We start from the raw sequence: 26,031 nt of genomic DNA on the forward strand, positions 1-26,031 counted from the left end.
AAGCTGGAATATTAGAAATTAGCAATAGCTGAGCAAATAAGTGGATCAATATTAAAACGGTGAATTTTTAAAAAAGTGGATCAGATTTCAACTGGTGTTGACACATACCCAATGTGCCGACAATCAACCACCCATTTGGATGGTAGATCTGCTGGTAAACTTAGGTTCGGATGACGCTTAATGGCTTCAATTATCCGAGCTCGCCATACTTTAGCGAGCGCAAATTCATTATAAAGATAGCGAGAATTACCCTTGTATGGCTCCCACTGTCAAGTAGAGCGCAAAAATTCTACCCATTTATTTTGGGCATTTTGTCTTTAAAAAGAGATAGTGTTAACGCATTGCTCAAGCAAGCACTTTCGTCGGTTATCATGCTGGTATTCGTAGATTACTCATCCTAAAGTGAGCAGAGCTGACCGTACTTATTCCGTCGTGGCACCTGTCTGCAGTCTATGCTCGTGGTTCAATAGCCGTTAGGCTATTGCCATCCTAACGCCGTCGGAGTTTATGCCACACCCGATGCTTGATGCGTTGCGTTAACACTAATTCATGCAGGTAACTTTGCAATACGTTGACGAGGATCGATTGGTGGGATCCCAACTTCTCGTGTGATTGCCCAAATGAAGGCCACCATTTCTCTTGCAATTGCCGTGACCACCACACTACGATGCTTGCCTAAAAACATCATCCGTTGATAACGTCGGCACAACCTGAGTTGTGCTTGCCAAGCAATGTCGATAATTTCTTTCGAAAGACCTTCTTGCCGAATTTGTAATTCTGATGAGATGTTGGCTTTATGTTTATAAGAGTGCGCCCCTTCAATCAATAATCGCCTTGCGCGAGAGTTACCACACTTCGTGATACTACCTTGTCGCCGCCTTTGTCCACTTGAGTTTTCAGAAGGGACTAATCCAAGATACGACATCAGTTTTTTTGGATGGTCAAACCGTCGTAGATCTCCAAGTTCGGCAACTGTTCCTAAGGCCACCAGTAAGCGAATGCCTCGCATGGCTTGGATCGCTTTGACCACCGGATAATAACGCCAATTTTTTACTTGGTGGATAAGCTCATTATCCAGTCGTTGTAGGCGCTGCATTCGTTCAGAGATGATTTGAATCATCTCTTGCAGCACAATTTGTTGGCTATGATGCGGAAGGACAAGTTCGGTGAGCCAACGTAAATGCTTTTTAGACCAATTATCTTTCACGACAGTATTGATGTTGTTGCGAAGAAAGAAGCCTTTAAGTTGGAGTTTGGCATCTTTTAAATCTTTCATTGCGGTTTCACGGGCACGCGATAAATCGCGAATAGCTTCATCCTCGGCTTCAGGCACATAAATCGTACTTAGCTCATCGGCTCTAAATAATTTTGCCAACTTTGCCGCATCACGTTTATCGGTTTTGACTCTATCGCCAGTTTAATCAGCGCGGATTTTGAAGTATCAATACGGCCATAAGAAATCGGTGCTTCACCCCGATTATCTTTTAAAAGTGCGACTTGAGTGAAGGATTTATGGGTCTCTAACCCAATAAAAAGAGTGGTGTCGTTATTCATGCTAGCCTCCTAATTTAGTTCTTTAGCAAACTAATTATGGCTCTGGCTTCGCTAATCCACGAAACTGGAGGCTAGCACCTTCGTGGGAGTCATTATGTCTATATTTCCATCGACGAGTGATGCGCATCGCGCTATACTTTGGTCATGATTAAATCTTTCAAACATAAAGGCCTTAAAAAATACTTCCAAACAGGAAGTGTTGCTGGAATTCAGGTTAAGCATCAACGCAAACTGCGCATGCAACTTACTGCAATAGATACCGCACAAGAAATTGAAGATATCAATTTACCCGGTTTTAAATTGCACCCTCTTAAAGGGGATCGTGACGGGATTTGGTCTATTACTGTAAATGGTAACTGGCGCATTACTTTTGAGTTCATCGATGGTAATGCATACATTCTCAATTATGAGGACTATCACTAATGACTATGCATAACCCACCGCACCCAGGCGAGTTCATCTACGACGTATATCTAGAGCCTGCAGGTTTTAGCTGTCGTTATTTAGCTAAACAATTAGATGTTGCATCATCTACTTTAAACCGAGTTCTTAAAGGGCAAAGTGCTATATCACCAGAAATGGCACTTCGCTTGTCAAAAGCAATAGGTAGAACTCCCGAAAGTTGGTTAGCAATGCAAGATAATTACGATCTTTGGCACGCGAAACAACAAGTAAATTTAACCAATGTCCACGCTGTAAACTTTGCAGCGGCATAAAAAATATAACAAATAAGGATAGGTGTCGCGCAGCCGGCACCTTATCTGGGTGTTGAACAAGCCCGAAGCTGCTTATTATTGTAAATTGGTCGATATTAGTTTTCGGTAGGTATTGGATTCTGCTTTTCTTGAAGCGAGTTTAACCCTGATAAAATTAATATTATCAATTGGTTAATTTTAATTTTGTTTCTTTCTTTGGTTAACCCTCCATTTTATAGTGGTCGCCATTATCCTTATATTTTAGCCTTTCGGTTAACTCGTTCGACTAATCCTAACGCATGACATTTCATGCTGGCAGCAAGGGCAAAGACGAAAGGCTTTGCTCCGTAAAATACTAGGTTCAGCTAGCGATAGCGCTAAATGAGGTATGAACAATAGCTGAATTTTCCGTCGTAATGTTCGAGCATTGCCTCGTAAAAAACCATAACCCCTCACGCGTTGTAACCCTTTCGGAAGGACATGCTGCAATTAGGCTTATTGTGTGGTCTTATAGCTCCTGAATGGACGTGGAATAAAACTAACAAACGCTTCATAGCACCTTCATGGGAGTCATTATGTCTAGCTGTCACAGAGCTTGCGAAACACAAAGTGATAGAATAGTATCACTTTAGTATTCTTTTGGAGCACCAACGATGAAAGTTGAACTAGTTACTTCACTTAAACGCCAAGCCACAAAGATCTTAGCGGATCTTCATGATAGTAAAGAACCAGTATTAATTACTGAGCATGGTAAGCCATCTGCATACCTAGTTGATGTCGATGACTATGAGTTCATGCAAAATCGTTTAGCTATTCTTGAGGGGATCGCTAGAGGCGAGCGTGCAATTACAGATGGTAAGGTTACATCTCATTCTGAAGCTAAGAATAAGATGTCAAAATGGCTGAATTAATCTGGACTGACCCTGCACTCTCTGACTTAAATGACATTGTAGAGTACATTGCTTTAGAAAACATGGTCGCCGCAAAATTTCTAGTTCAATCTATTTTCGATAAAGTCGAAAGGCTAGAGTTGTTCCCAGAATCTGGCCGTATTCCTCCAGAACTAGACCATTTGAATTATCGTGAAGTTGTAGCTAGCCCATGTCGTATTTTCTACAAACAAGATCTTGATAAAGTCTATATTCTCTACGTTATGCGTGAAGAGCGTGACTTACGTAAGTTTTTGTTAAATCGGCAGTAGGTAAAGTAAGCACCATAGCAAACGTTTAAGGTTTTAAGATACTTTTCCTAATCGTTTCTACCCAAAACACGTTAAGCTAGTGTTCAACATATCATTAAAGTTAAACAAAAATGAGCCCAATTGAGCTCATTTTTTAGTTATAACCATTTAGTAAAAGTGCTAATTTTATTGCTGCACTTTCGTCCCCAAATGTAGCCAAGTTTCTAATACCGTATCAGGGTTTAGTGATACGGAATCAATCCCTTGCTCCATTAGCCATTGAGCTAGGTCGTCGTGATCCGATGGGCCTTGGCCACAAATTCCCACGTACTTTCCTGCTTTATTGGCGGCTTTAATTGCCATTGATAACATGGCTTTCACCGCAGGGTTTCGTTCATCAAACATGTGGGCAATGTCGCCGGAATCTCGGTCGAGTCCCAAGGTTAATTGCGTCATGTCGTTTGATCCAATTGAGAAACCATCAAAGTATTTGAGAAAGTCATCCGCCAAAATGGCATTGGATGGCAGCTCGCACATCATAATGACTTTCAGGCCATTTTCTCCGCGGCGTAAGTCAAATTTTGCCAGCAAATCAATCACGCCTGCCGCTTCGTTAGTGGTGCGAACAAATGGGATCATGATTTCGACATTACGAAGCCCCATTTTATTGCGGACTCGTTTAATCGCCTCACATTCCAAAGCAAAACAATCTTGGAATTTCGGTGACACATAACGAGATGCGCCGCGGAATCCCAGCATTGGGTTTTCTTCGGTTGGCTCGTAATTGATGCCGCCGACAAGGTTGCGGTATTCATTGGATTTAAAATCTGACATGCGCACAATCACACGTTTTGGCCAGAAAGCTGCTGCCAGTGTTGAAATGCCTTCGGTGAGTTTTTCAATGTAGAACTCAACAGGGTTCGCATAGCCGACAATACGTTGGTCGATTTCTGCTTTAAGTTCCGCCGATTGCTCATCGTAATTTAATAGTGCTTTAGGGTGAATGCCGATCATTTTGTTAATGATGAACTCTAAACGAGCAAGCCCAACACCTTCATTGGGAATACATGCAAAGTCGAAAGCGCGATCAGGGTTGCCCACGTTCATCATGACTTTTAATGGTAAATCGGGCAGGTCGGTGACAGAAGATCGCTTGATTTCAAAGTCGAGTTCGCCTTCATAAACAAACCCAGTTTCACCTTGTGCGCACGAAACGGTAACAGATTGTCCATCTTTTAATTGGCTAGTGGCATCACCACAACCGACTACCGCTGGAATGCCAAGTTCACGGGCAATAATGGCGGCGTGGCAAGTACGTCCACCACGATTCGTCACAATCGCCGCCGCTTTTTTCATTACCGGTTCCCAATCTGGGTCTGTCATATCAGCAACCAGTACATCGCCTGCTTGGACTTGATCCATTTCATCAAGGCTTTTCACCACGCGAACTACGCCAGCGCCAATGCGTTGACCAATGGCGCGACCTTCAATTAGGCTTTTGCTTTGTGCATTGAGTTGGAAGCGTTCCATTACTTTTTGGTCATCGCGTGAACGAACGGTTTCAGGGCGAGCTTGAACAATCAGTAATTCACCTGTAATGCCATCTTTTGCCCACTCAATATCCATTGGGCGGCCGTAGTGCTTTTCAATGATTAACGCTTGTTTTGCTAGTCCTTGGATTTCATCATCAGTTAAAGAATATTGGCGACGTTCTTCATCTGTGGTGTCGATAACTTCGACTTGTGTGCCGATCTCTTTGCCATCGGCGTAGATCATTTTGATTTGTTTAGAACCAAAAGTACGGCGTACGACGGCTGGGTTTCCGGCTTGTAGCGTTGGTTTATGCACGTAGAATTCATCAGGGTTTACCGCACCTTGCACCACCATTTCACCTAAGCCCCAAGAAGAGGTGATGAAGACGACTTGATCAAAGCCTGACTCAGTATCAAGGGTAAACATAACGCCAGAAGAAGCTTTGTCTGAACGTACCATTCGCTGAATACCAGCCGACAATGCAACGCCCTTATGATCAAAGCCTTGGTGAACGCGATAGGAGATTGCGCGATCATTAAAGAGGGAAGCAAAAACGTGTTTGGCAGCTTCGATCACCGCATCAATACCACGCACGTTTAAGAAGGTTTCTTGTTGACCTGCAAAGGATGCATCGGGTAGATCTTCTGCTGTGGCTGAGGAGCGAACCGCCACTGATAACATGTCGTCACCGTTGCCAAGTTCTTTATAAAACGCGCGGATACCATCTTCTAGTTCGGTTGGGAAAGGGGCATCCAATACCCATTGGCGGATCGTTGATCCGGCTTTTTTGAGCGCGTTAACATCATCTACATCTAACTCGTCGAGCAGTTGATAAATTCGGTCATTGAGTTGGTTAGCTTCTAAAAATTGGTTAAAGGCAAAAGCGGTTGTTGCGTATCCATTGGGTACTTTTACGCCAGCATTTGAAAGATTTGCCACCATCTCGCCTAAAGATGCATTCTTTCCCCCGACTTTATCAACATCATTCATTGATAAAGAATCATACCAAACCACATTTTTATCCACGGCAACGCTCCTAATTTTTGACTGGTTATTGGTTGTAACTGATTATTGGTTAAATTATCTAGAGTTCAGGTTAATTAGTTTTGCAAGTTTGAACTCATCAATGTGGGCTTATTCACATTGTTTTACGGTTAATCCGTTTATGGTGAATCTACTTAAATATTAGCCCAATTTTATTGTCACTCTATTGTTGGTGACTTTTCGCTTGTGCGCGTAATAGCTTGGGCACGTAATAGCTTGTGCACGTAAAAGCTTGGGCGTGTATTTTCACATCGGATCTTGAGAAATGTTGTAAAAAAAAACGTGTAAAATTTTGGTTGTCTTTTTTTACATTTATTTCACACTGATAACCTGACAGGGACTTAACGAGGATTCAACTTCTTATGCAGAGCAAAACAAATTTTCGTGATGTATTTTACGTTTCTGATGGAACAGCGATTACATCAGAAACATTAGGCCACGCCGTTTTAGGGCAGTTTCCATTAGAAATTAAGCAAGTTACGCTGCCATTTGTTGAAACAATTGACCGTGCTGAGTACGTTAAAAGTCAGATTAATCAAAGGCTTATTGAAACAGGCGAAAAGCCATTGGTGTTTTTTTCGATCGTTTTACCTGAGATTAAAGCCATTATTGTGCAAGCGGACGCTCATTTTTATGATGTGCTGAATGTGTTGGTTGAACCACTAAAAAGAGATCTACAGCTAGAACCTGCTCCGAAATTGCATCGTTCACATAGTATTAGTAAAGATGCGGACAGTTATCAAAGGCGAATTGCGGCAATTGAATATACATTGGCGCATGATGATGGAGTGTCTTTAAACAACCTTGAACAAGCGGATATTATCTTATTGGGTGTGTCTCGTTGTGGTAAAACACCGACCAGTTTATACCTTGCGATGCAGTTTGGTATTAAGGCGGTTAATTACCCATTTATTGAAGATGATATGGCAAGGTTGAAGTTGCCAAAAGAGATAGAACCCTACCGTTTTAAAACATTTGGCCTCACGATCGATACAGAACGATTAATGGCAATTCGACATGAACGTTACGCTAATAGCGAATATTCGAGTGAAAATCAGTGCGAAAAAGAGCTGAATAAAGTCGAAAGTTTGTTTCGCCGTGAAGCGATCCCTTACTTAAATACCACCACATTATCGGTGGAGGAAATCTCAACTCGGTTGTTAGAATTGGCTAGTCTAAAACGTTCAATGTGGTGAGTGGCGAAGCCGGAAAGATATTTATAATTGAAAATTAAGATAATAAAATCCCCTTCAGAGACGAATCTTAATCACTACTGAAGGGGGATCATTTTTAAGTTTACTTGCTGTCTTGGCCGTCGAGCAATCCATCAATTGGTTTGCTGTGGATCCGTGAGCTTTTAAACATGGCTTTATTGCCCGTCTCTTCTTCTGCCCAGAAGTTAATATTGAATTGCGCATCATCACTCATTTCAACGCGATGCCAATATTGCGGTGGGCTAGTGGCAAATGTACCAGCTTGAATCACCACAGTTTGTTCTGGCTCGGTCGCTTCTTCATTGGCAAAACCGTAAAAAGTAACGGTGCCTTGCATAACGCAGATCTGACCAAATACGCCTTCAGCGGTATTATGGTGAGTCAGTAATGCTTTGGGTACATTATCTTTAGTGAAAAAGTGAGTTGAGCGTCTTATTTTCCAATGGCTTGGGATGACTAGGTGACTCATAATAATATCCTCTTCTATTTAATCTTTTAAACCTAGGCGTTTTGCTAAACGGTGCAAGTTCCCACTGTCTATTTGGAGATCTCGAGCCGTTGCTGCCCAGTTTTGTTGGTTATTATCTAGTGATGTAGTAATTATTTGAGTTTGAAAACCTTCAGTGGCTTGTTTTAAGCCGACTAGAGTTTCAGATTTTTGAGCAAGTTTTGGTGAATGTAATAACGTTGATTCATTGGCTGCTACTTGATGCAGAGGTGAAGCACTTTGAGTTAATTCAAAATGGTGTGGCTGCAAAATGACGGGGCTTGATGGTTTGTTATCGTTACCTGACAAAGCTTCGGTGCGAGCCAATACCGCCGCGCGATGGATGGCATGTTCTAATTGACGCACATTGCCCGGCCAAGAGTATTGGCGTAGTAAATTCAATGCGGCTGGTGAAATACTCAAGTGTTTAAGGTTGAGTTTATTTTTGCATTTCTCAATAAAAAAACCACTCAGCAATGTTGTATCACCTTCGCGTTCTCGTAGTGGTGGGACATGAATAGGGAATACACTGAGCCTGTGATATAAATCGGCGCGAAATTGTCCGTTGACCACATCTTGATGTAAATTTCGGTTAGTTGCCGCCACAATACGAGTATTTACTTTGAGTACACTGTCATCGCCCACACGTTGTAAATCGCCATATTGCAGGACTCGCAGCAGTTTAGATTGTAAACTTAACGGTAATTCACCGACTTCATCTAAAAATAGAGTACCGTTATCTGCGAGTTCAAATTTACCTTTTCGATGACTGATCGCGCCAGTAAATGAGCCTTTTACATGGCCAAATAATTCACTTTCAGCGACCGATTCTGGCAGCGCAGCGCAGTTTAAATATACTAAGGTTTGTTTGGTGCGGTTTGATTGTGCATGAATAGCCGCGGCAACTAATTCTTTGCCCACGCCAGTTTCACCCGTTATCAGCACCGAAAGGTCGGTATTAGCAACCGATTGAATTTGCATGCGGAGATCCATCATCGCGCCAGATTGCCCAATCATTTCTTCTCCAAGCTTGATATATTTAGTCACTTGCAAAGAGTGCGCGCCAACATGAACGGCCTGCGCTTCTAATTGTTTCATTAACAATGAAGTGTGCAAACTGGCGGCAGCTAAGGCGCTAATGGTCCTTAGATCTCTATCGGTGAATTGGTCAAATTGATTGGCATCGAAACCATCGATGGTAAGCGCACCGATTAAATTTCCGTGCGCAATTAAAGGCAAACCCACACAGGCATGCACATGTAATTTGTCACCTTTATTTGGAATAAGTCCATCATAAGGATCGGCAATATCACTGTTGGCAGGAAAGCGGACTACATCACCCGCGCGGGCTATCGCTTCAAGGCGAGGATGCTCATTAATATTAAAACGACGTCCCATCACTTCTTCATATAAGCCGTCAATCGCCAATGGTACAAACTGTTGGTCATGGTAGGCGAGTAACGCAGCTGCATCACAATTGAGTAAATTTCTCAGCACTTCTAATAAGCGATCAAATCTATCTTGATTAGAAATCCCCAAGGTAAGATCCAACGCTAATTGAGTGATTTGAGTGTGAAATTTTTGCATTCAATATCTCAACTAGAAAAATAATCGATTATAAGATTCAAATAAGTGTCAAATTGACTCTTGAGTGTCTAATTGATACTACTCCGGCTTTGTCAAAAAGACATACTACTAACGAGTAAAAATCATAACTAATTGATTAATAATGATATTAATAGTTGGCACGCTTACTGCTGTATACAGGCTAAGAGAATCATTTAATTTTAGTTTTTATTTAGGAGTCGTTTATGTCTATCCATGTTAAAAATAATATTCATTGGGTTGGTCAACGTGATTGGGAAGTACAAAACTTCCACGGTACAGAATATAAAATCACTCGTGGTACCAGCTACAACAGCTATCTCATCCGTGAAGAAAAGACAGTATTGATTGATACCGTTGATCATCGCTTTAGCCAACAGTTTATCCAAAACTTAGAAATGGAAATTGATCTAAATGAGATCGATTACATTGTTATCAACCATGCAGAAGAAGATCACGCCGGAGCTTTAGGTGCATTGCTCGCTAAAATTCCGAACACGCCAATTTATTGTACTGAAAATGCCATTGATTCGATTATCGGTCACCACCATCAACCGGATTGGAATTTCAATGTGGTCAGAACCGGCGACAGTATTGATTTAGGCAACGGCAAAGCATTGGTGTTTGTTGAATCTCCAATGTTGCATTGGCCAGACAGCATGATGACTTACATGACAGGCGACGCAGTATTGTTCAGCAACGATGCATTCGGTCAGCATTATTGTGATGAACATTTGTTTAACGATGAAGTTGATCAAGTGGAATTATATGAGCAATGCTTGCGCTACTACGCGAATATCTTAACGCCATTTAGCGCGTTGGTGACAGCGAAAATCAAAGAAGTGCTAAGCCTTGAATTACCCGTGGATATGATTGCTACCGCACACGGTATCGTATGGCGTGATAACCCAACTCAAATTATTCATCAATATCTTGAGTGGGCGGATAATTACCAAGAAGATCGCATCACGTTATTCTACGATTCAATGTCAAACAATACTCGTATGATGGCCGATGGTATCGCGCAAGGTATTCACGATATTGACCCTAATGTGGCGGTAAAAGTATTTAACGTGTCGCTACATGACAAGAATGAGATCTTATCAAGCGTATTTCGCTCAAAAGGTATCTTAGTCGGCTCGTCTACAATGAATAACGTGATGATGCCAAAAGTGGCTGGCATGTTAGAAGAAATTACCGGTATGCGTTTTAAAAATAAAAAAGCTGCGGCATTCGGAAGTTATGGTTGGAATGGTGGCGCGGTAGACCGTATTCATACTCGTTTGATGGATTGTGGATTTGAAACGGCGATCAGCAAGAAAACCAAATGGCGTCCAGATGGTAAGGCGATGCAAGAATGTCGTGAATATGGCCGTCAAATTGCGCGTGAATGGGCGTTGTATGAGTTATCAGACACTATCTCGTCAATCGTTAAACAAACAACAGGTGTACCAGTATCAAAAGCAGTACCAGTATCAAAAGCAGTACCAAAAGTTGAAGCATCGGTTACAACATCGACTGTTGAGATTGAAGTGCCAAAGACAACGGCTCAACCAACCAATGGTTCAGATGCACAAGCCATGTTGTGTACAGTGTGCCAGTGGGTTTATGAACCAGAATTAGGCGAGCCAAATCAAGGCGTCGAACCCGGTACAGCTTGGGCTGAAGTGCCTGAATATTTCTTATGCCCAGATTGCGGCATTGGTAAAGAAGTGTTTGAACCTTGTGCCAGTAAACTCGGTAAAGGTAACGGATCACAGGTGGCTTAATGAATACTCCTATTATGATCATAGGCAGCGGATTTGCTGCCTATCAATTAGTTAAAACGCTGCGCCGAACTGACAGTGATACGCCTATTATGGTGATCACCGCCGATGATGGGCATGATTACAACAAGCCAGATCTCAGTCACGTGTTTAGCAAGAATCAAGATGCGGACGCGCTTATTCGCCAAACTGCCGAAGTTTTCGCACAAGAAAATAGCGTGACGATCCTAACTCACACCCGTATTGCGAGTATTGATAGCCAAGCGCAAACAGTCGCTTGCGAAAATGGCGAAGTGATGGCGTATGCAAAACTTGTTTTGGCCACTGGTGCTTCGGTGTTTGTTCCACCAATGACAGGTTCAGCGGTAGAGAGAATAGTGACTTTAAATAGCCGAGTTGAATTTCAAGCGGCGCATCAACAATTAAGCCAATCGGAGCATGTGTTGATCATCGGCGCGGGCTTAATTGGTACTGAACTGGCGATGGATTTAGCATCTTCAGGCAAAACGGTGTCGTTAGTCGATCCGTGCGATAGCGTGATGGCGACTTTATTGCCTGATGCTGTTTCTGCACCACTGCAAAAACAATTGCGCAAACGTGGCGTCAAACTGCATTTAAATAATATCGTACAAAGTTTAGATAAAACTGAGTTTGGCATTGAAGTTATGTTAGATTCTGGCGAGCAATTTTTGGTTGATAGTGTGATTTCAGCAGCAGGTTTAAAACCCAATGTGCACCTTGCAAAACAAGCGGGTTTAGAAGTAGGTAAAGGCATTGTAGTTAATCGACAATTACAAGCCTCACAACCTAATATTTACGCGATTGGTGATTGCGCTCAAATTGAAAATAAGGTGTTGTCTTTCTTACAGCCAACGCTATTGAGCGCTAATGTTCTCGCTAAAGCCTTATTAAATGGTCATGTAGAAAATGCGGATCTTAAATTAGCGTCTATGCTAGTGAAAGTGAAAACGCCCGATCTGCCAATCCAATTGAGTGGTCATACTGGTGAAAGTGTTTATCGTTGGTCGGTTGAATTAGACGGCGAGGGCATTACTGCCAAAGCCTTTAATGTTGATGATGCATTAGTGGGGTTTGTGGTTACGCAAAATCACATGAAAAATGCTTTTCCAATGTTAAGAGAGCTGCCTGCTTTACTGTAAGAGTCTAGGAGAGTTGAATGAGTATTCAAACATTTCATCGTTATGCAGATCAAGTCAGCCAGTATTTTACCAATTATTTGAACCAACGTGGGCGATGTGAAAATAGTGAATGTGGATTGGAAACTGCGCAGCAATGCCAGCGTGAGTTAGCGTGTGAAAACTGCCAGATAATTACTTCTGAGGCTTCAAATAAGGATTAATATTTACACTATGAATATTCATTTCTAGAGCATTAACAAAAGCTGTGCAGATATTGATTTGTGCAGCTCTTTTTTGCACTTTTTCACTCAAAATTATGGATTCAAGCACATTTTTTCAATTGAGGCGTTATAATCGCATTTTTCTCTGAAGTGACTCTTCAATGCTTGATTTTATTCTTCACTTGAAACCTCATGTTCTTAGCGATTCTCAATTCTATTTTCTTATCTTGCTGAGTGGCATGACATCGATGCTCAACACGATTATTGGTGTTGGGGGCGGGGCAACGCTTATTGCATTTATGATTACCATGATCCCAGCCTCTGCAGTTATTCCTGTGCATGCGGTTGTACAGTTAGGATCGAACGCAGGTCGCGCCGTCTTAATGCGAAAACATATTCAAAAACAATACTTAGGATGGTTTTTTGTCGGGAGTGTAGTCGGGGCATTGATTGGCGGCAATATTGCGCTTAATTTACCGACTCGGTATCTAGAATTAATCCTGGCTGTATTCATATTAATTAGCAGTTGGGTGCCAATTAATATGAGCTTTAAAGGTAAAAAAGGCTTGATCGGTGTGGGAATGTTTACGGCTTTTCTTACCATGTTTGTTGGCGCAACAGGGCCATTTTTGATTGCTACGGTAAAAAATTTATTGCCTGATCGCCGTCAATTAAGCGCGACAATGGCTTGTTTCATGTCGATACAGCATGTCATTAAAGCCGTTATCTTTGGTTTACTTGGTTTTGCCTATACCGATTGGATTGGTGTGATTGTTTTAATGATTGCTGTGGGTTTTGTGGGGACTTATATTGGAAAGCACATATTAGATAAAGTCTCGAATCAGCACTTTCACACCATACTCAAAGTTGCACTAACGTTTATTGCCCTACGCTTAATCTGGGGATTTTTTGCAGGTCATTAAATTATAGGCAATTTAGTTCATGGTATTGGTAACACTCTTACTATCGTTTTTATAGATAGGTTGAGTGGATAAAATGAGATGAAGCTATACGTTATTCAATTGAGCAACTGTAAACAGACTTCTCTTTCTATATGATGGAACGATGATAAAAATAACGACAAGGAAGCGTCGCATACCATGAATGATCGTATTAATTCAGAATCCACTCGTCCCTCATCTTGGTTTAATCTTAGCCATATATCTGCAGGCTTTACCGCGGTTCTGATTGGTTACACTAGTTCGGTTGTTATTATTATTCAAGCCGCCACTTCCGCCGGAGCTTCAGCGCTGCAAATTGCCAGTTGGTTATTGGTTTTGGGCGTCACTGTGGGCGTAAGCTCTATTGCTTATTCTTGGTATTACAAAATGCCCGTTTTGATGTCTTGGTCAACACCGGGGGCGGCGATGTTGATTGCGGCAGTCGCTCAATATACTTTACCGCAGGTTATTGGCGCTTTTGTGATCTCTGGCTTTTTGCTGTTATTAACAGGTCTAATTACACCGCTTAGCCGTTTACTTGAAAATATTCCCTCACAGCTTGCGACGTCAATGCTTGGCGCGATCTTGATCCCTTTTTGTTTGAAAGCGTTTACGCCTGTTACTACAAGCCCTATGGTTTTTGGCGCGATGATGGCCACATTCTTTATTGCAAAACGCTATTTACCACGTTATGCGATGATGCTTTTACTGGTTGTTGGTATTGCTATTGCGATTTTTACTGGGGCGTTTTCAGGGCAAGTAATAGTGCTGAATATTGCTGAACCGGTATGGGTAACGCCAGAGTTTGATTGGATGGCGATGGTGAATTTAAGCCTTCCGCTTTATATCATTACGATGCTTTCTCAGAACTTGCCCGGCTTTGCCATGATGAGAAGTTATCAATATGAATTACCAGCGAAACCTTTATTTATTGGTACGGGGTTTCTCAATATGCTGACTGCGCCTTTTGGTGGGTTTAGTTTAAATTTAGCGGCAATCTCAGCGGCTATTTGCATGAATGAAGATGTGGATTCCGATAGAAACCAACGTTACAAAGCATCAATGTGGGCCGGAGGTATTTTCATTATTGCAGGTTTATGGGCCACCGCAGTAGTGGCGATATTCTTGGCCTTACCAAAAGAGGTTTCACAAATTCTTGCAGGTTTGGCTCTACTTGGAACCTTGTTAATGTGTATGCAAACGGCGTTTGGCGATGCTGAATATCGGGAGTCTTCCCTCTATACGTTTTTGGTGACGTTATCTGGCATTACTTTGTTTGGTATTGGTTCGACGTTATGGGGATTGATGGCAGGGCTTATTCATCAAAAATTAATGCATAAAAATCGGTAGGGTAAGAACTGTTTTAAGATTAAAAAGGCTTACATGAACGTAAGCCTTTTAATTTATATACCGAGTCGCTTTGAGCGTGAAGCTTTGTAGGGGCTTATATTGGAAATAAAATATTAGATGAAAGCCTCGAACCAGTACTTTCACACATACTCAAAGTTGCGCTTACATTTATTGCCCTGCGCTTAATCTGGGGATTTTTTGCAGGGTATTAATGGTCTGTCAGACTATCTAAAGGCTCACTGTTGGATTTGATTTAAGAATTTTTTCAATTGTGGTGATTGAGGATTATTAAATAGTTCATTTGGTGTCCCTTGCTCTACAATTTCTCCATTGGCCATATAAATGACGCGATCGGCGACTTCTTTGGCAAATTGCATTTCATGTGTAACGACCAGCATCGTTTGATGAGCAATGGCGAGTTTTTTCATTAAGGCTAATACTTCACCAACCCATTCAGGATCAAGTGCTGAAGTTGGTTCATCAAATAATAATAGCTCAGGTTTGAAGGCCATTGCGCGACCAATACCAACTCGTTGTTGTTGACCACCAGAAAGTGCAGCAGGGTAGCTATCACCTTTATCACTCAATCCAATCTCATCTAATATCTGTTGTGCCTCTTTTAGTGCCTCGGCTTTTTTCCAGCCACGAACCGTGATCAATCCTTCTGCAATATTTTGGCGAGCGGTGAGGTGCGAAAATAGAGCATAATTTTGAAAAACAAATCCAGTTTTACGGCGCAGAGCAATCATATCCGATTTGGTGTGCTTTTCAGCATTAACAGTAGCATCACCAATCGTAATAATGCCTTTATCCGCTTGCTCTAAAAAGTTTACACAACGTAATAATGTTGATTTACCCGTACCGCTTGAGCCGATAATAACAATGATTTCACCTTTCTTTACTTCGATATCAATACCGGACAAGACTAAAGTGTCACCAAAGGATTTATGTAAGTTTTCAATTTTAATCATCGTGCATAGGCCTTATTTAATTTCACTTCAGCCCAAATTTGAACTCGAGTCATGATGATAACCACGAACCAATAAATTAATGCTACTGCCAAAAATGCTTCAAAGAATCGGAAACTTGATGACGCTTCCATTTGGGCTTTTGCCATGATTTCAGACACGCCTAAAGTAAAAGCCAATGAGGTGGATTTGATCATATCAATGAAGTAGTTCATCAACGAAGGTAAAGCGACGCGTGTTGCTTGAGGCAAAATAATACGGCGCATAGATTGGCTGGTAGTCATGCCGACCGACATGCTCGCTTCCATTTGGCTTCGGTCGATACCAATAATGGCGGCTCGAATACTTTCTGCCATATAAGAAGCAAAATGCAGAGTTAGACCAATCACAGAAGCGCTAAATGCATCCAGACCAACCATGACCGGGAAAATTTGAGGTAAGCCGTAATACAATAAAAACAGTTGGACCAATAATGGCGTACCACGGAAGAAACTAATATACAGTTGGCATAATTGGTTTAAGACTGGCACGCGAAAAACACGAATAATCGCGATAATAACGGCCAAGGTTAGCGCAAAAATACTGCCCCAAAGTGCCATTTCAAGTGTAATGCCAAGGTATCGGAATAATATTGGCATCAAGTCGATCATGTATTGAAAATCAAAATTCATAAATATTCTTAAAAAAGCAAAAACCCACTATCAATTAGACTCTGGTTATACCAAATCAATGATAGCGGGTTTTATTGTAAATAGTTGGTAAAACAGGTTTATTTTTTAGTAATGTCTGCGCCAAACCATTTAGTTGAAATCTTAGCTAAAGTTCCGTCAGCACGCATAGCATCTAATGTTTTATTGGATAACTGTTGTAGCTCTTTACCTCTTGCATTATTCACGAACGGCCACGCATTTTCAATCACTTCAAATGGTTTGCCCGCTAATTGCAGTGGTAATGGTGAATCTTTGATCAGTGCTAAAGCTGAAAGACGATCCATAACAAACGCGTCAGAGCGGCCTAAAGCAACATCTTGTTCAATAGCGGTATCGTACGTTTTAATGTTGATTTTGCCATCTTTATCATAGCTGCGTAGTACTTGCTCAAAGTTTGAACCTAAGTTAACTGCAACGGTTTTACCCGCTAAATCTTCGACAGACTTAATACTGTCGTTACCTTTCTTCACGGTAATTTGCACGCCATCAACGACATAAGGTTCAGAGAATAAGTACTTCGCTTGACGCTCTTTTGTGATAGTGATTTGGTTTGAAATAGTATCAATTCGACCTGTTTCTAATAAGCCAAATAGACCTGAAAAATTTGCAGTAGTATAAGAGACTTTAAGATTGTTACGTGCTGCAATTTCATCCCATAGGTCTACTTCAAAACCTTGTAGCTTATCCATTTTTTGGAAGGAAAATGGGTAGTACTTGCCAGACATTCCAACTTTGACTTCTTTTATTTCAGCAGATGCTCCAGCAATGAAAGAAAGTGAGAGTACAATAGTGGCTAAAGATTTGGTGAAAAAATGGTTCATGGATAATTCCCTTATTTAATTTCTTTCAAGAATATAGGTTTTATTCATAATAATGTAAATAAACAGATGTTATTAGGCATAACAAAGCGATCATTGCACTAATGATAGTTTTATCTTTTAGAAAGTGAGTAGCGTTATTGATGTTTTTTATTTGTAATGGAAAAATAATAATTAAGATGAATTCAATGATGAATATGGCCAATGATTTCGCCTGCAGAAAGCTTTTCCCATTCCATCTGAACCGTAACTAGGGTATAAGGGCGCTATGAAAATACCCAATAGAATCCAACCACTCATTGATGAAGGTTTAATCGATGATGTGATCGCTCAATTGATGAGTGGAAAAGAAGCGACCGTATACGTTATTCGATGCGGCGATGAGATCCGCTGTGCCAAAGTGTATAAAGAAGCGGATAAGCGCAGTTTTAAAAAAGCAGTGCAATATCAGGAAGGTCGCAAAGTTCGTAACAGTCGCCGATCGCGCGCGATGAGCAAAGGCTCTAAGTTCGGACGTGAACAGCAAGAACAAGTATGGCAAACCGCAGAAGTCGATGCTTTATACCGTTTAGCGGACGCTGGAGTGCGAGTTCCTCAACCCTTTGGTTGTTTTGATGGTGTGTTGATCATGGAACTTGTGACGGATGCGACAGGTCATACTGCGCCACGTTTAAACGATGTCAGCATGTCTGAAGAAGAGGCCATACGTCATCACGTTACCGTTATGGACTACGTTAAACGCATGCTGTGCGCCGGTATTGTGCACGGGGATTTATCTGAGTTTAATGTACTCGTTGATAGCGAAGGGCCTGTGATCATCGATCTCCCTCAAGCCGTCGACGCTGCTGCCAATAATAATGCACAGTGGATGCTAGAGCGCGATATTACCAATATGACTCAATATTATGGGCAATATGCGCCACAATTGTTGCAAACTCAGTACGCCAAAGAAATGTGGGCTTTATATGAAGTCGGCGAACTTAAACCGGAGACACCACTGACCGGTGAGTTTGATGAAATCTTGGTGAATGCTGATGTAAATGTGGTCTTAGATGAAATTCAAGCCGCATTTGATGAAGCGCAAGAACGTAAACGTATTATTCAAGAAGCGAATGAAGAATAAGTCTCTTATCTGATCTTGCGTTAAAAACCAAATTTAGAAAAACCAGTTCAATACGAGCTGGTTTTTTTTCGTTTTAGGATTGGGCTTAGAGCTTAGAGCTTAGAGCTTAGAGTTGAGGGAAGAGTGGTTAGTGGGACTCATTTCCATGAATTATTACTGGTAGATAAGAAGTCGTCATTTATTTAAGAGAACTCACACTACTGCGACCAACCAAAGTAGGCTCTAGCTGTACTACTTGTTGAGGTTGCGTTGGGTTTTCAAGCCGCGCCAATAGAGTATCTACCGCGGTTTTACCAAGTTGATGTTTTGGCTGATGAATCGTGGTGAGTGACGGCGTGATGTATTTCGCCAAATGTATATCATCGTAGCCAATAATAGACAGATCATTTGGCATCTTTAAGCCATCTTCGGTCGCCGCATTAATTAAACCCATTGCCATCATGTCGTTACACACAAATAGAGCCGTTGGGAATGCCAATGCTGGGTTTTCTTGAGTGCGTTTTTTAAGAGTGTAATAAGCATCATATCCGCCATCACATTCAAAGTTACTTTCTACCATCCAATCTTGATTAAGCGTGATTTTTGCATCTTGTAGAGCTTGCTTAAAACCATCAAAACGTAAGGAAGCTTGGCTGCGATGTAAGGGGCCAGTGATACAGCCAATGTTTTTATGCCCATTGTCGATTAAATGTTGAGTGGCGATATATCCACCTTTGTAAGAATTATCTTGAATTTTGTCACTCGCGTACGCCATTGGGCCCCAGTCCATGACAACAACAGGCAATTCTGGATAGCGTTCAAATATCTCAATCGTTTCACCTTCCAATGTCGAGCACATCAGCATTAAACCATCAACGCGTTTTTGCAAAAGTGTATCAATCGAGGCTTTCATGCGCTCGCTGTCACCTTCTGTATTGCATAAGATCAGGTTGTAGCCTTTTTCGTAACAACGGCGTTCGACACCTTTTAGCACTTCACCAAAAAACGGATTGGTTGATGTGGTTACTAACATGCCGAGCGTTTTGGTGCATTTCATTTTTAAGCTACGAGCTAAAGCCGAAGGGGCATAGTTAAGTTCTTTCGCCGCTTGTTTGATGCGTTTTTCAATATCTTCACTAACAAAGCGAGATTGGTTAAAAACATGGCTGACCGTTGACGTTGATACTTGAGCAAGTCGTGCGACATCTTTCATGGTGGCCATGTTATTTTTCCTTTTTATTTAACTATTTTTTTATTTAACTACTTTTTGGTTTGGTTATTTTGCTGAACTAAAAATTCGTTGGTTTCTTGTCTTGTTGGAATGGAGGTTTGTGCGCCAAAACGAGTAACAGAAAGTGCCGCAGCAGCATGAGCAAATGTAATCGCTTGTTTGGTTTGCATGCCTTCTAATAGACCCGTTACAAATGCGCCATTAAAGGTATCGCCTGCGGCGGTGGTGTCAATTGCTTTTACTTTAAAGCCCTGAATCAATTCTCCTTTAGCGTTCTCACTCAGCCATACACCTTTTGAGCCCAATGTGATCATCACCGTATGGATTCCTTTATCATGCAAAACATTAGCTGCTTGTTGTGCAGATCCATCATCATAGACTTTAATACCTGTTAATACTTCAGCTTCGGTTTCATTTGGGGTAATGACATCGATTTGTGCTAATAGATCATTGGGTAAGGTTCTCGCAGGCGCTGGGTTTAAAATGATATTAACTTTTTTATCTGGTGAGGATTTTGCACAATTAATAGCGGATTGAATTCCTTCAAGCGGTGTTTCGAGTTGCACTAATAAGTAATCACAAGATTGGAGTGGCAGCGTATATAGATTAACAACGTCCGATGTCAGTAGATCATTGGCTTCTGGTGAGAGACAGATACAGTTTTCACCTTCATCAGAAACTTGGATCATGGCAATTCCAGTTGGCTTTGAATCGGCTATTTGGATGTAAGCTGTGTTGATGCCATCTTGGTTGAATTGTTGAATAATATTACGGCCAAAGTCATCAGAACCCACGCTAGCAATAAAACCAATGTCTGCCCCTAAACGAGCTGCGGCAACCGCTTGATTTGCGCCTTTACCGCCAGCAATAACTTGATAATTTCGCCCAGTTAACGTTTCACCCGGACGAGGAAAAGAAGGGACTTGCAGAACGTGGTCAGCATTTACGCTGCCTAAAACGATTAATTTATTCATGTGTCATCCTTTATGATGAGAACAATTGAAAATACAAATTGGTATGACTGAGTTTGTCTGGTGATCAGCTGCCATCATGATCAAACTTCGTAATAACAATATGCATTTACGTGATTAAAGCGAGGGCCATAAACTAGCCCTCGTTTTGTATCATATTATTTTGTAATGACTTTTAGCGGAACCGGGATGTTTTTCTCAACGGTTTGACCTTTCAATACTTTGTCTGCCGTTTCAACCCCTAGCTCACCAATTAATGCTGGTTGTTGTGCAATCGTTGCGCCTAACATGCCACGTTTTACCGCTGCAATACCATCATCTGTGCCATCAAAACCAACGATTAGGATTTTTTTACCAGAAGCTTGCACTGCGCGTAGAGCACCTAATGCCATTTCATCATTTTGAGCAAACACGGCTTGAACATCACCATTGGCGGCAAGTAAGTTCTCCATTACGTTTAGCCCTTTGGTGCGGTCAAAATCAGCCGGTTGGCTAGCAAGAAGATCCATGTGTGAAGCTTTTACTGCGTTCATAAAGCCTTCACCACGTTCACGAGCTGCTGAAGTACCAGCAATCCCTTCAAGTTGGATAACTTTCGCTTTCTCACCGACTTTTTCCATGATGTATTTACCTGCCATTTCACCGCCAGCGACGTTATCAGAAGCAATGTGGCTGACTACATCACCATGACTTGCACCGCGATCTAGCGTTAATACAGGGATGTTGGCTCGGTTAGCAATACGAATTGCATTGGAAACGGCATCAGAATCGGTTGGGTTGATAAGGATAGCTTTTACGCCACGGACAGAGAGATCCTCCACATTAGAAAGCTCTTTGCTCGGATCATTTTGTGAATCAAGCACGATCAAGTCGTAGCCTAATTCTTTGGCTTTTGCTTCTGCACCATCTTTCATGCTAACAAAGAAAGGGTTGTTGAGGGTTGATACCACAATCGCAATGGTATCTTGCGCGTGTGCGGTAACAGACATTGCGCTTGTTAACACGGCAGCAGAAAGTAAAGTTGTCAGTTTATTCATTTTCATATTGTTCATCCTTTATGTAGGGCGAGCCTATCAATTGGCTCTTTTGGTTGTCTATTTATTCATAGCGCTGTTATTGAATTATTTGTTTTTATTATCGACCATCACTGCCAGCAAAATCACAACGGCTTTGGCGATCATTTGGTAATAAGAAGAAACATCAAGTAAGTTCAGTGCGTTATTTAAGAATCCAATGATCAGTGCGCCGATCAGCGTTCCCATAATGCGTCCACGTCCACCCATCAAGCTGGTACCGCCCACGACAACTGCCGCGATAGCATCAAGTTCATATCCCATGCCTGCGGTTGGTTGGGCAGAAGATAAGCGAGAGGTCACGATGATGCCGGCTAATGCAGATAACACACCGCAAATGGCATAAACACCAATTTTGACGCGGTCGACGTTAATGCCAGATAAACGAGTGGCCGATTCATTACCGCCGAGCGCGTAAACATAACGACCAAAACGAGTGTGATTGAGTAAGTACCAAGCTGCTGCAAACACAAACACCATGATCCAAACAGGAACAGGGATACCAAGTGTGTAGCCAGTACCAAACCATGCAAAGCTATCGGCAACGTCAGTAAAGCCAGTCGAAATAGGGCGACCATCGGTATAAACCATTGTGACGCCACGCAGTAATGTCATGGTGACTAAAGTGGCGATAAACGCCTGCACTTTACCTTTAGCAATAATGAGCCCGCTAATACCGCCTAAAATCGCACCCGCAACGAGGGCAGTTGGGACAGCAATTAATACCGGTACTTCCATCGCAATTAAACTGGCGGCAAAAGCGCCACATAACGCCAGCACCGAACCAACGCTTAAATCAATACCGGCGGTTAAAATGACTAGCGTCATACCCACGGCAATAATTGCGCTCACCGAGGTTTGTCGTAGAATATTTAAGATATTATCGATCGTAAAAAAGTTGGGATTGAGAAACGACACCACCACGATTAAAAATATTAATGCGATCAGGGATTTTTGCTCAATTAGCCATTCTTTACTGATCAATGGTTTTTTCTTATTTTCAGGAGACTGGTTTTCTGGCTTGTTTACCGTATTACTGCTCATGCGACGTCCTTACTGATATTTTTACCGACTGCACAAGCCAGTAGTAATTCTTGATTTGCTTGTTTGGCATCAAATTCGCCGCTGATCTTGCCTTCATGCATGACTAAAATTCGGTCACTCATTCCGAGCACTTCTGGCATTTCAGATGACACTAAAATAATACTCATGCCTTCGGCTTTAAATTTATTGATCAGTTGATAGATTTCCTTTTTCGCGCCTACATCTACACCGCGAGTTGGCTCATCTAAAATCAATACATTCGGGCGCGTCATCAAGCCTTTTGCAATGGCGACTTTCTGTTGGTTTCCACCAGATAAATTGCCAATGATTTGTTCACGGCTTGGCGTCTTGATATTGAAAAGGTCAATAAAGTCATCTACCGCCATCACTTCACTTTTATGTTGAATTTGTGCGCTTTTGCTAAAATGTTTCAGGGCAGACAATGTCATGTTGTCTTTAACCGAGAGTGCGAGTACTAAACCATCGCCTTTACGGTCTTCTGAAATATACGCAATGCCATTGGCTAGGCCTTCTTGCGGTGATTTTGAGTGGATCGGTTTGCCTTCAAGAAAGACGTCACCAGATTGATAGGGTAGTGCGCCATAAATCATCTTCATTAATTCAGTACGACCAGCGCCCATTAAACCTGAAATCCCCAAGATCTCTCCGCGTTTAAGATGAAAGCTAACATCGTGAATACCTTTACCATTCAAGTTTTTGACATCTAAACGTGTATCACTAGATTGAACGGCAATGCGAGGGTATTGTTCTTCTAATTTACGACCGACCATCATTTCAATGAGTGCATCTTCATCGGTACTTTTTACTGTGCATTCGTTAATGAACTTGCCATCGCGCAGCACCGTAATGTCATCGCAAATTTCAAAGATTTCTTTCAAGCGGTGTGAGATATAAACAATGCCACAACCTTGATCGCGCAATTCATTGATCACTTTAAATAAGAATTCGGTTTCTTTATCCGTCAGCGCGTCCGTTGGCTCATCCATAATGATGACTTTAGATTCAAACGAGAGTGCTTTGGCAATTTCGACCATTTGTTGCTGACCAAGACTTAGCTCGCCCAATAAGGTTTTGGCACTGCGCTTTACGTTTAAACGAGCCAGTAATGCATCCGCTTTGGCGACCATTTCATGCCACAAAATACGACCAAATTTATTGGTGATTTCACGACCTAAGAATATGTTCTCGGCGATACTTAGCTCAGGAATAAGGTTTAATTCTTGGTGGATAATACTAATGCCAGCGAGTTGGGAATCACGAGGGCCTTTGAAGGCAACCGGCTGATTTTGATATTTTATTTCGCCAGCATCGAGCGAATAAATCCCCGTGAGTACTTTCATTAATGTGGACTTTCCTGCACCGTTTTCTCCCATTAGTGCCATTACTCGGCCGGGATAAACATTTAAGCTGGCTTTATCCAATGCTTTAACACCAGGAAAGGCTTTTTCAATTTGATTGAGTTCTAAGATGGCTTGAGTCATCACTATTCCTCGCTTTAAAAAGTCACGCCAGATTGAAAGATGACATTGGCATAGGGTGTACATTCACCGGTTCTTACGATGCCTTTGCTGTTAATAGTTCGAGATTTAAGTGCTTCATGAGTGATGTAAGTGATATTGATTTTTTTGCCTGAAATAATTTCTTCTTGTTGAATTCTTTCAAGTAAGGCTTGGTGGTGTTGTGGGCTTATTTGTTGAAACTCTTCGGCGAGGATAACAGCTTCTATTTGAGATTCTTTTAAGAAGATATCCACCGTTTGCGCAAAGCTTGGAACGCCATGAGTTAAGGCTAGATCAATACGTTTACTCATTGAAGGGATCGGCAACCCTGCATCACAGATGGTCACTTCATCGGTATGACCAAGAGTTGAAATTAAATGCGAAAGTTCAGAGTGCAATAAAGGGCTTTTTTTCATATCAGTACAACCTAATCAGAAAGAATAATCCGAAGTCATCGAAACGTTTCGATAGAGTGTAGTGACTCTAATTTAAATTGCATTCTCGGCTTAAAAATAATGTGAAATAGATCATCGAAACGTTTCGATGATGATTGGGGTGGGTGATCTTAATCACGAAATTTTACCGTATATAAAGTTACTGTTAATTTAATCTCAGCATTGATGATGGGAATAAACTGATCATTGAGCGTTTTTTATGCTTGGTTTGATAGTCATAATCGAGTTTTTTATGGTGATAAAAAGCTAATGTCATCGACAGAAGTGGTCGTCATAGCGTGAGTCAATAAAATTTCAAAGAGTAAGTATTAACTAGGAAAGAGATAAGGTATTGTGGCGTGATTGGTTCCATCGTAACCGCGATGGTTTAGCCATTTCTCTATTCATCTATTTTTCACCTTTCTCTATATAAAAACCAGAGCGCTTATGAACTACGAACCCATCGACATTCCGTTTAATCATCGACATACGTGTTGGTTTTGTGGTGAGCCATCTGCCAAAATGCTGGATATTCCAGTTAGGGCGACCAATACCAAAATTTTTAATCATGAACCTATTTCTGTGCCAATTTGTGCAGAATGCCAATCTTTTCCTGTGCTGCCAAATTGTTCTTCTATTTGGCAGCATAAAGATTATGTCAAACAGCGGTTAATGAAAGTGTACGCTAAGCATTTAGGCATCGGACTTAATTGGACCAAACAAGAATTGGCGGATGCGGACTTTGAAGGGCGAATTTTTGAAGGCTTTAGCCGCAGTGCGTGGATGATGTATGAGATTGCCAATGAGCGTGTTCGCTATGTCGGCTGGGATTTGATGATTGCAGGTTCTGAGATTGGCTACGATGATAGCGCTGGTTTTGAATACGATGGTGTGCGCTTTGCCAGTCAAGAAGCGTGTATGAATTATTATTGCGCCGCGCAAGGATTAAATACCACGTTATTTGAAGCGGTGCTTAATATCGTTGGTTATTCGCGCTTTAGTTATGCACTTAAAATTAGTCAGATTAATCGCAAAGCCCGCCATTTTGAAGTGGTCAGAATTATTGATGAAATCGAGCAACAAGAGCTGGATTCACAAGAAATACAAGCCGATAAAAGTGCGCACGATAATCACTATAAATTAGAAGCGATTGATATGGGAGAGGCGATTGCTGAGACTCAAGCCATTGAATGGGCGCTTGAAAATGATATTAGAACGTTAGGTCAAATCAATCTTGCGGAAGATGATTTTTTTGATGCCTTTGCGTATTTAGGTGGGGTACAAGCCTTCCAATTTTATAATGGGTTGCAATTATACCTTGCTGCCAGAGGCGATGATGCTTGGATCCAAAAGTTTGATTTAAATCGGGATGCTTGGAAATAATAAATCTTATGTCCAAAGCTAGTGAGTGAAACGGGCATAAATTGAAAA

24 protein-coding genes and 3 pseudogenes are annotated in these 26,031 nt (G+C 41.6%); 12 read left to right on the forward strand and 15 right to left on the reverse strand.

Annotation, left to right across the window (positions count from 1 at the left end; all coding sequences use genetic code 11):
• Positions 1-104: 104 nt before the first annotated feature.
• A pseudogene (locus HC725_RS16910) lies at positions 105-257 on the reverse strand (IS91 family transposase); the annotation flags it as partial.
• Positions 258-547: 290 nt separating this feature from the next.
• Positions 548-1,554, reverse strand: a pseudogene (locus HC725_RS09200) (IS110 family transposase).
• 144 nt (positions 1,555-1,698) lie between these two features.
• Between HC725_RS09200 and HC725_RS09205 the strand changes: the two are divergent.
• Both HC725_RS09205 and HC725_RS09210 read left to right on the forward strand, forming a co-directional pair.
• Entirely contained in the window at positions 1,699-1,977 is a 279-nt protein-coding gene (locus HC725_RS09205) for a type II toxin-antitoxin system RelE/ParE family toxin (protein WP_068698267.1), read from the forward strand.
• Positions 1,977-2,270, forward strand: coding sequence for a HigA family addiction module antitoxin (locus HC725_RS09210; protein WP_190331534.1), 294 nt, complete (start codon positions 1,977-1,979; stop codon positions 2,268-2,270). Before HC725_RS09205 ends, HC725_RS09210 begins: the two co-directional genes overlap by 1 nt.
• 252 nt (positions 2,271-2,522) lie before the next feature.
• Here the strand turns inward: HC725_RS09210 and HC725_RS16915 are convergent.
• Positions 2,523-2,738, reverse strand: a pseudogene (locus HC725_RS16915) (IS91 family transposase); the annotation flags it as partial.
• A 164-nt stretch (positions 2,739-2,902) separates the two neighbouring features.
• On the opposite strand from HC725_RS16915, the gene HC725_RS09215 reads away from it, so the two are divergent.
• Both HC725_RS09215 and HC725_RS09220 read left to right on the forward strand, forming a co-directional pair.
• Positions 2,903-3,160 (forward strand): type II toxin-antitoxin system Phd/YefM family antitoxin, encoded by a 258-nt coding sequence (locus tag HC725_RS09215; RefSeq protein ID WP_190331535.1) that lies wholly within the window; start codon positions 2,903-2,905, stop codon positions 3,158-3,160.
• Positions 3,148-3,450 (forward strand): type II toxin-antitoxin system RelE/ParE family toxin, encoded by a 303-nt coding sequence (locus HC725_RS09220; protein WP_190331536.1) that lies wholly within the window; start codon positions 3,148-3,150, stop codon positions 3,448-3,450. The genes HC725_RS09215 and HC725_RS09220 overlap by 13 nt, the downstream gene beginning before the upstream one ends.
• Before the next feature lie 165 nt (positions 3,451-3,615).
• Here the strand turns inward: HC725_RS09220 and ppsA are convergent, their stop codons facing one another.
• Positions 3,616-5,988 carry a phosphoenolpyruvate synthase gene (ppsA, locus tag HC725_RS09225; RefSeq protein ID WP_190331537.1) on the reverse strand — a complete coding sequence of 791 codons (2,373 nt, stop codon included), beginning with the start codon at positions 5,986-5,988 and terminating at the stop codon, positions 3,616-3,618.
• Between the two features lie 380 nt (positions 5,989-6,368).
• On the opposite strand from ppsA, the gene ppsR reads away from it, so the two are divergent.
• Positions 6,369-7,202 carry a posphoenolpyruvate synthetase regulatory kinase/phosphorylase PpsR gene (ppsR, locus tag HC725_RS09230; RefSeq protein ID WP_190331538.1) on the forward strand — a complete coding sequence of 278 codons (834 nt, stop codon included), beginning with the start codon at positions 6,369-6,371 and terminating at the stop codon, positions 7,200-7,202.
• Positions 7,203-7,302: 100 nt separating this feature from the next.
• Here ppsR and HC725_RS09235 read toward each other — a convergent pair whose 3' ends face one another.
• Together HC725_RS09235 and norR are read right to left on the reverse strand one after the other, a co-directional pair.
• Positions 7,303-7,689, reverse strand: coding sequence for a DUF1971 domain-containing protein (locus tag HC725_RS09235; protein WP_190331539.1), 387 nt, complete (start codon positions 7,687-7,689; stop codon positions 7,303-7,305).
• Positions 7,690-7,707: 18 nt separating this feature from the next.
• Positions 7,708-9,294: a nitric oxide reductase transcriptional regulator NorR gene (gene norR / locus HC725_RS09240; RefSeq protein WP_190331540.1), complete on the reverse strand. Its 1,587-nt coding sequence runs from the start codon at positions 9,292-9,294 to the stop codon at positions 7,708-7,710.
• Positions 9,295-9,518: 224 nt separating this feature from the next.
• Here norR and norV point away from each other — a divergent pair, with 224 nt between their 5' ends.
• The 5 genes from norV (at position 9,519) to HC725_RS09265 (ending at position 14,729) form a co-directional block, all read left to right on the forward strand.
• On the forward strand, positions 9,519-11,081 hold the full coding sequence (gene norV / locus HC725_RS09245) for an anaerobic nitric oxide reductase flavorubredoxin (RefSeq protein WP_190331541.1): 1,563 nt from the start codon (positions 9,519-9,521) through the stop codon (positions 11,079-11,081).
• Entirely contained in the window at positions 11,081-12,238 is a 1,158-nt protein-coding gene (norW, locus tag HC725_RS09250; protein WP_190331542.1) for an NADH:flavorubredoxin reductase NorW, read from the forward strand. The genes norV and norW overlap by 1 nt, the downstream gene beginning before the upstream one ends.
• 17 nt (positions 12,239-12,255) lie before the next feature.
• Entirely contained in the window at positions 12,256-12,438 is a 183-nt protein-coding gene (locus tag HC725_RS09255) for a hypothetical protein (RefSeq protein ID WP_190331543.1), read from the forward strand.
• A gap of 161 nt (positions 12,439-12,599) precedes the next feature.
• Positions 12,600-13,361 (forward strand): sulfite exporter TauE/SafE family protein, encoded by a 762-nt coding sequence (locus tag HC725_RS09260; RefSeq protein ID WP_190331544.1) that lies wholly within the window; start codon positions 12,600-12,602, stop codon positions 13,359-13,361.
• Between the two features lie 177 nt (positions 13,362-13,538).
• The gene (locus HC725_RS09265) at positions 13,539-14,729 is read left to right on the forward strand and encodes a benzoate/H(+) symporter BenE family transporter (protein ID WP_190331545.1); all 1,191 of its coding nucleotides are present in this window, start codon (positions 13,539-13,541) and stop codon (positions 14,727-14,729) included.
• Positions 14,730-14,965: 236 nt separating this feature from the next.
• Here the strand turns inward: HC725_RS09265 and HC725_RS09270 are convergent, their stop codons facing one another.
• The 3 genes from HC725_RS09270 to HC725_RS09280 all read right to left on the reverse strand — a co-directional run bounded on the left by HC725_RS09270 (position 14,966) and on the right by HC725_RS09280 (position 17,228).
• Complete coding sequence (locus HC725_RS09270; protein WP_190331546.1) at positions 14,966-15,700, reverse strand: amino acid ABC transporter ATP-binding protein; 735 nt, start codon at positions 15,698-15,700, stop codon at positions 14,966-14,968.
• Positions 15,697-16,368, reverse strand: coding sequence for an amino acid ABC transporter permease (locus HC725_RS09275; protein ID WP_190331547.1), 672 nt, complete (start codon positions 16,366-16,368; stop codon positions 15,697-15,699). Before HC725_RS09275 ends, HC725_RS09270 begins: the two co-directional genes overlap by 4 nt.
• Before the next feature lie 98 nt (positions 16,369-16,466).
• Entirely contained in the window at positions 16,467-17,228 is a 762-nt protein-coding gene (locus HC725_RS09280; protein WP_190331548.1) for an amino acid ABC transporter substrate-binding protein, read from the reverse strand.
• Positions 17,229-17,493: 265 nt separating this feature from the next.
• On the opposite strand from HC725_RS09280, the gene HC725_RS09285 reads away from it, so the two are divergent.
• A complete protein-coding gene (locus tag HC725_RS09285) occupies positions 17,494-18,348 on the forward strand; it encodes a PA4780 family RIO1-like protein kinase (RefSeq protein WP_190331549.1) in 855 nt (284 codons plus the stop codon).
• 178 nt (positions 18,349-18,526) lie between these two features.
• Here the strand turns inward: HC725_RS09285 and HC725_RS09290 are convergent, their stop codons facing one another.
• The 6 genes from HC725_RS09290 to rbsD form a co-directional block, all read right to left on the reverse strand.
• The gene (locus tag HC725_RS09290; protein ID WP_190331550.1) at positions 18,527-19,549 is read right to left on the reverse strand and encodes a substrate-binding domain-containing protein; all 1,023 of its coding nucleotides are present in this window, start codon (positions 19,547-19,549) and stop codon (positions 18,527-18,529) included.
• 38 nt (positions 19,550-19,587) lie between these two features.
• A complete protein-coding gene (gene rbsK, locus HC725_RS09295) occupies positions 19,588-20,532 on the reverse strand; it encodes a ribokinase (RefSeq protein ID WP_190331551.1) in 945 nt (314 codons plus the stop codon).
• Between the two features lie 155 nt (positions 20,533-20,687).
• Complete coding sequence (rbsB, locus tag HC725_RS09300; RefSeq protein WP_190331646.1) at positions 20,688-21,566, reverse strand: ribose ABC transporter substrate-binding protein RbsB; 879 nt, start codon at positions 21,564-21,566, stop codon at positions 20,688-20,690.
• A gap of 84 nt (positions 21,567-21,650) precedes the next feature.
• A complete protein-coding gene (gene rbsC, locus HC725_RS09305) occupies positions 21,651-22,646 on the reverse strand; it encodes a ribose ABC transporter permease (RefSeq protein WP_190331552.1) in 996 nt (331 codons plus the stop codon).
• Positions 22,643-24,148: a ribose ABC transporter ATP-binding protein RbsA gene (rbsA, locus tag HC725_RS09310; RefSeq protein WP_190331553.1), complete on the reverse strand. Its 1,506-nt coding sequence runs from the start codon at positions 24,146-24,148 to the stop codon at positions 22,643-22,645. Before rbsA ends, rbsC begins: the two co-directional genes overlap by 4 nt.
• A 14-nt stretch (positions 24,149-24,162) precedes the next feature.
• On the reverse strand, positions 24,163-24,582 hold the full coding sequence (rbsD, locus tag HC725_RS09315) for a D-ribose pyranase (RefSeq protein ID WP_190331554.1): 420 nt from the start codon (positions 24,580-24,582) through the stop codon (positions 24,163-24,165).
• Positions 24,583-25,047: 465 nt separating this feature from the next.
• Here rbsD and HC725_RS09320 point away from each other — a divergent pair, with 465 nt between their 5' ends.
• Positions 25,048-25,983 (forward strand): hypothetical protein, encoded by a 936-nt coding sequence (locus tag HC725_RS09320; RefSeq protein ID WP_190331555.1) that lies wholly within the window; start codon positions 25,048-25,050, stop codon positions 25,981-25,983.
• Positions 25,984-26,031 lie beyond the last annotated feature (48 nt).

This window comes from Vibrio sp. S17_S38 (assembly GCF_014694375.1).
Taxonomy (GTDB): Bacteria; Pseudomonadota; Gammaproteobacteria; order Enterobacterales; family Vibrionaceae; genus Vibrio.

What these genes read in the sequence shown, in the direction of transcription:
- HC725_RS09205 (WP_068698267.1), top strand. Translation starts at nt 1,699, where the DNA reads ATGATTAAATCTTTCAAACATAAAGGCCTTAAAAAATACTTCCAAACA.
- HC725_RS09210 (WP_190331534.1), top strand. Translation starts at nt 1,977, where the DNA reads ATGACTATGCATAACCCACCGCACCCAGGCGAGTTCATCTACGACGTA.
- HC725_RS09215 (WP_190331535.1), top strand. Translation starts at nt 2,903, where the DNA reads ATGAAAGTTGAACTAGTTACTTCACTTAAACGCCAAGCCACAAAGATC.
- HC725_RS09220 (WP_190331536.1), top strand. Translation starts at nt 3,148, where the DNA reads ATGGCTGAATTAATCTGGACTGACCCTGCACTCTCTGACTTAAATGAC.
- ppsR (WP_190331538.1), top strand. Translation starts at nt 6,369, where the DNA reads ATGCAGAGCAAAACAAATTTTCGTGATGTATTTTACGTTTCTGATGGA.
- HC725_RS09235 (WP_190331539.1), bottom strand. Translation starts at nt 7,689, where the DNA reads ATGAGTCACCTAGTCATCCCAAGCCATTGGAAAATAAGACGCTCAACT.
- norR (WP_190331540.1), bottom strand. Translation starts at nt 9,294, where the DNA reads ATGCAAAAATTTCACACTCAAATCACTCAATTAGCGTTGGATCTTACC.
- norV (WP_190331541.1), top strand. Translation starts at nt 9,519, where the DNA reads ATGTCTATCCATGTTAAAAATAATATTCATTGGGTTGGTCAACGTGAT.
- norW (WP_190331542.1), top strand. Translation starts at nt 11,081, where the DNA reads ATGAATACTCCTATTATGATCATAGGCAGCGGATTTGCTGCCTATCAA.
- HC725_RS09255 (WP_190331543.1), top strand. Translation starts at nt 12,256, where the DNA reads ATGAGTATTCAAACATTTCATCGTTATGCAGATCAAGTCAGCCAGTAT.
- HC725_RS09260 (WP_190331544.1), top strand. Translation starts at nt 12,600, where the DNA reads ATGCTTGATTTTATTCTTCACTTGAAACCTCATGTTCTTAGCGATTCT.
- HC725_RS09265 (WP_190331545.1), top strand. Translation starts at nt 13,539, where the DNA reads ATGAATGATCGTATTAATTCAGAATCCACTCGTCCCTCATCTTGGTTT.
- HC725_RS09270 (WP_190331546.1), bottom strand. Translation starts at nt 15,700, where the DNA reads ATGATTAAAATTGAAAACTTACATAAATCCTTTGGTGACACTTTAGTC.
- HC725_RS09275 (WP_190331547.1), bottom strand. Translation starts at nt 16,368, where the DNA reads ATGAATTTTGATTTTCAATACATGATCGACTTGATGCCAATATTATTC.
- HC725_RS09280 (WP_190331548.1), bottom strand. Translation starts at nt 17,228, where the DNA reads ATGAACCATTTTTTCACCAAATCTTTAGCCACTATTGTACTCTCACTT.
- HC725_RS09285 (WP_190331549.1), top strand. Translation starts at nt 17,494, where the DNA reads ATGAAAATACCCAATAGAATCCAACCACTCATTGATGAAGGTTTAATC.
- HC725_RS09290 (WP_190331550.1), bottom strand. Translation starts at nt 19,549, where the DNA reads ATGGCCACCATGAAAGATGTCGCACGACTTGCTCAAGTATCAACGTCA.
- rbsK (WP_190331551.1), bottom strand. Translation starts at nt 20,532, where the DNA reads ATGAATAAATTAATCGTTTTAGGCAGCGTAAATGCTGACCACGTTCTG.
- rbsB (WP_190331646.1), bottom strand. Translation starts at nt 21,566, where the DNA reads ATGAATAAACTGACAACTTTACTTTCTGCTGCCGTGTTAACAAGCGCA.
- rbsC (WP_190331552.1), bottom strand. Translation starts at nt 22,646, where the DNA reads ATGAGCAGTAATACGGTAAACAAGCCAGAAAACCAGTCTCCTGAAAAT.
- rbsA (WP_190331553.1), bottom strand. Translation starts at nt 24,148, where the DNA reads ATGACTCAAGCCATCTTAGAACTCAATCAAATTGAAAAAGCCTTTCCT.
- rbsD (WP_190331554.1), bottom strand. Translation starts at nt 24,582, where the DNA reads ATGAAAAAAAGCCCTTTATTGCACTCTGAACTTTCGCATTTAATTTCA.
- HC725_RS09320 (WP_190331555.1), top strand. Translation starts at nt 25,048, where the DNA reads ATGAACTACGAACCCATCGACATTCCGTTTAATCATCGACATACGTGT.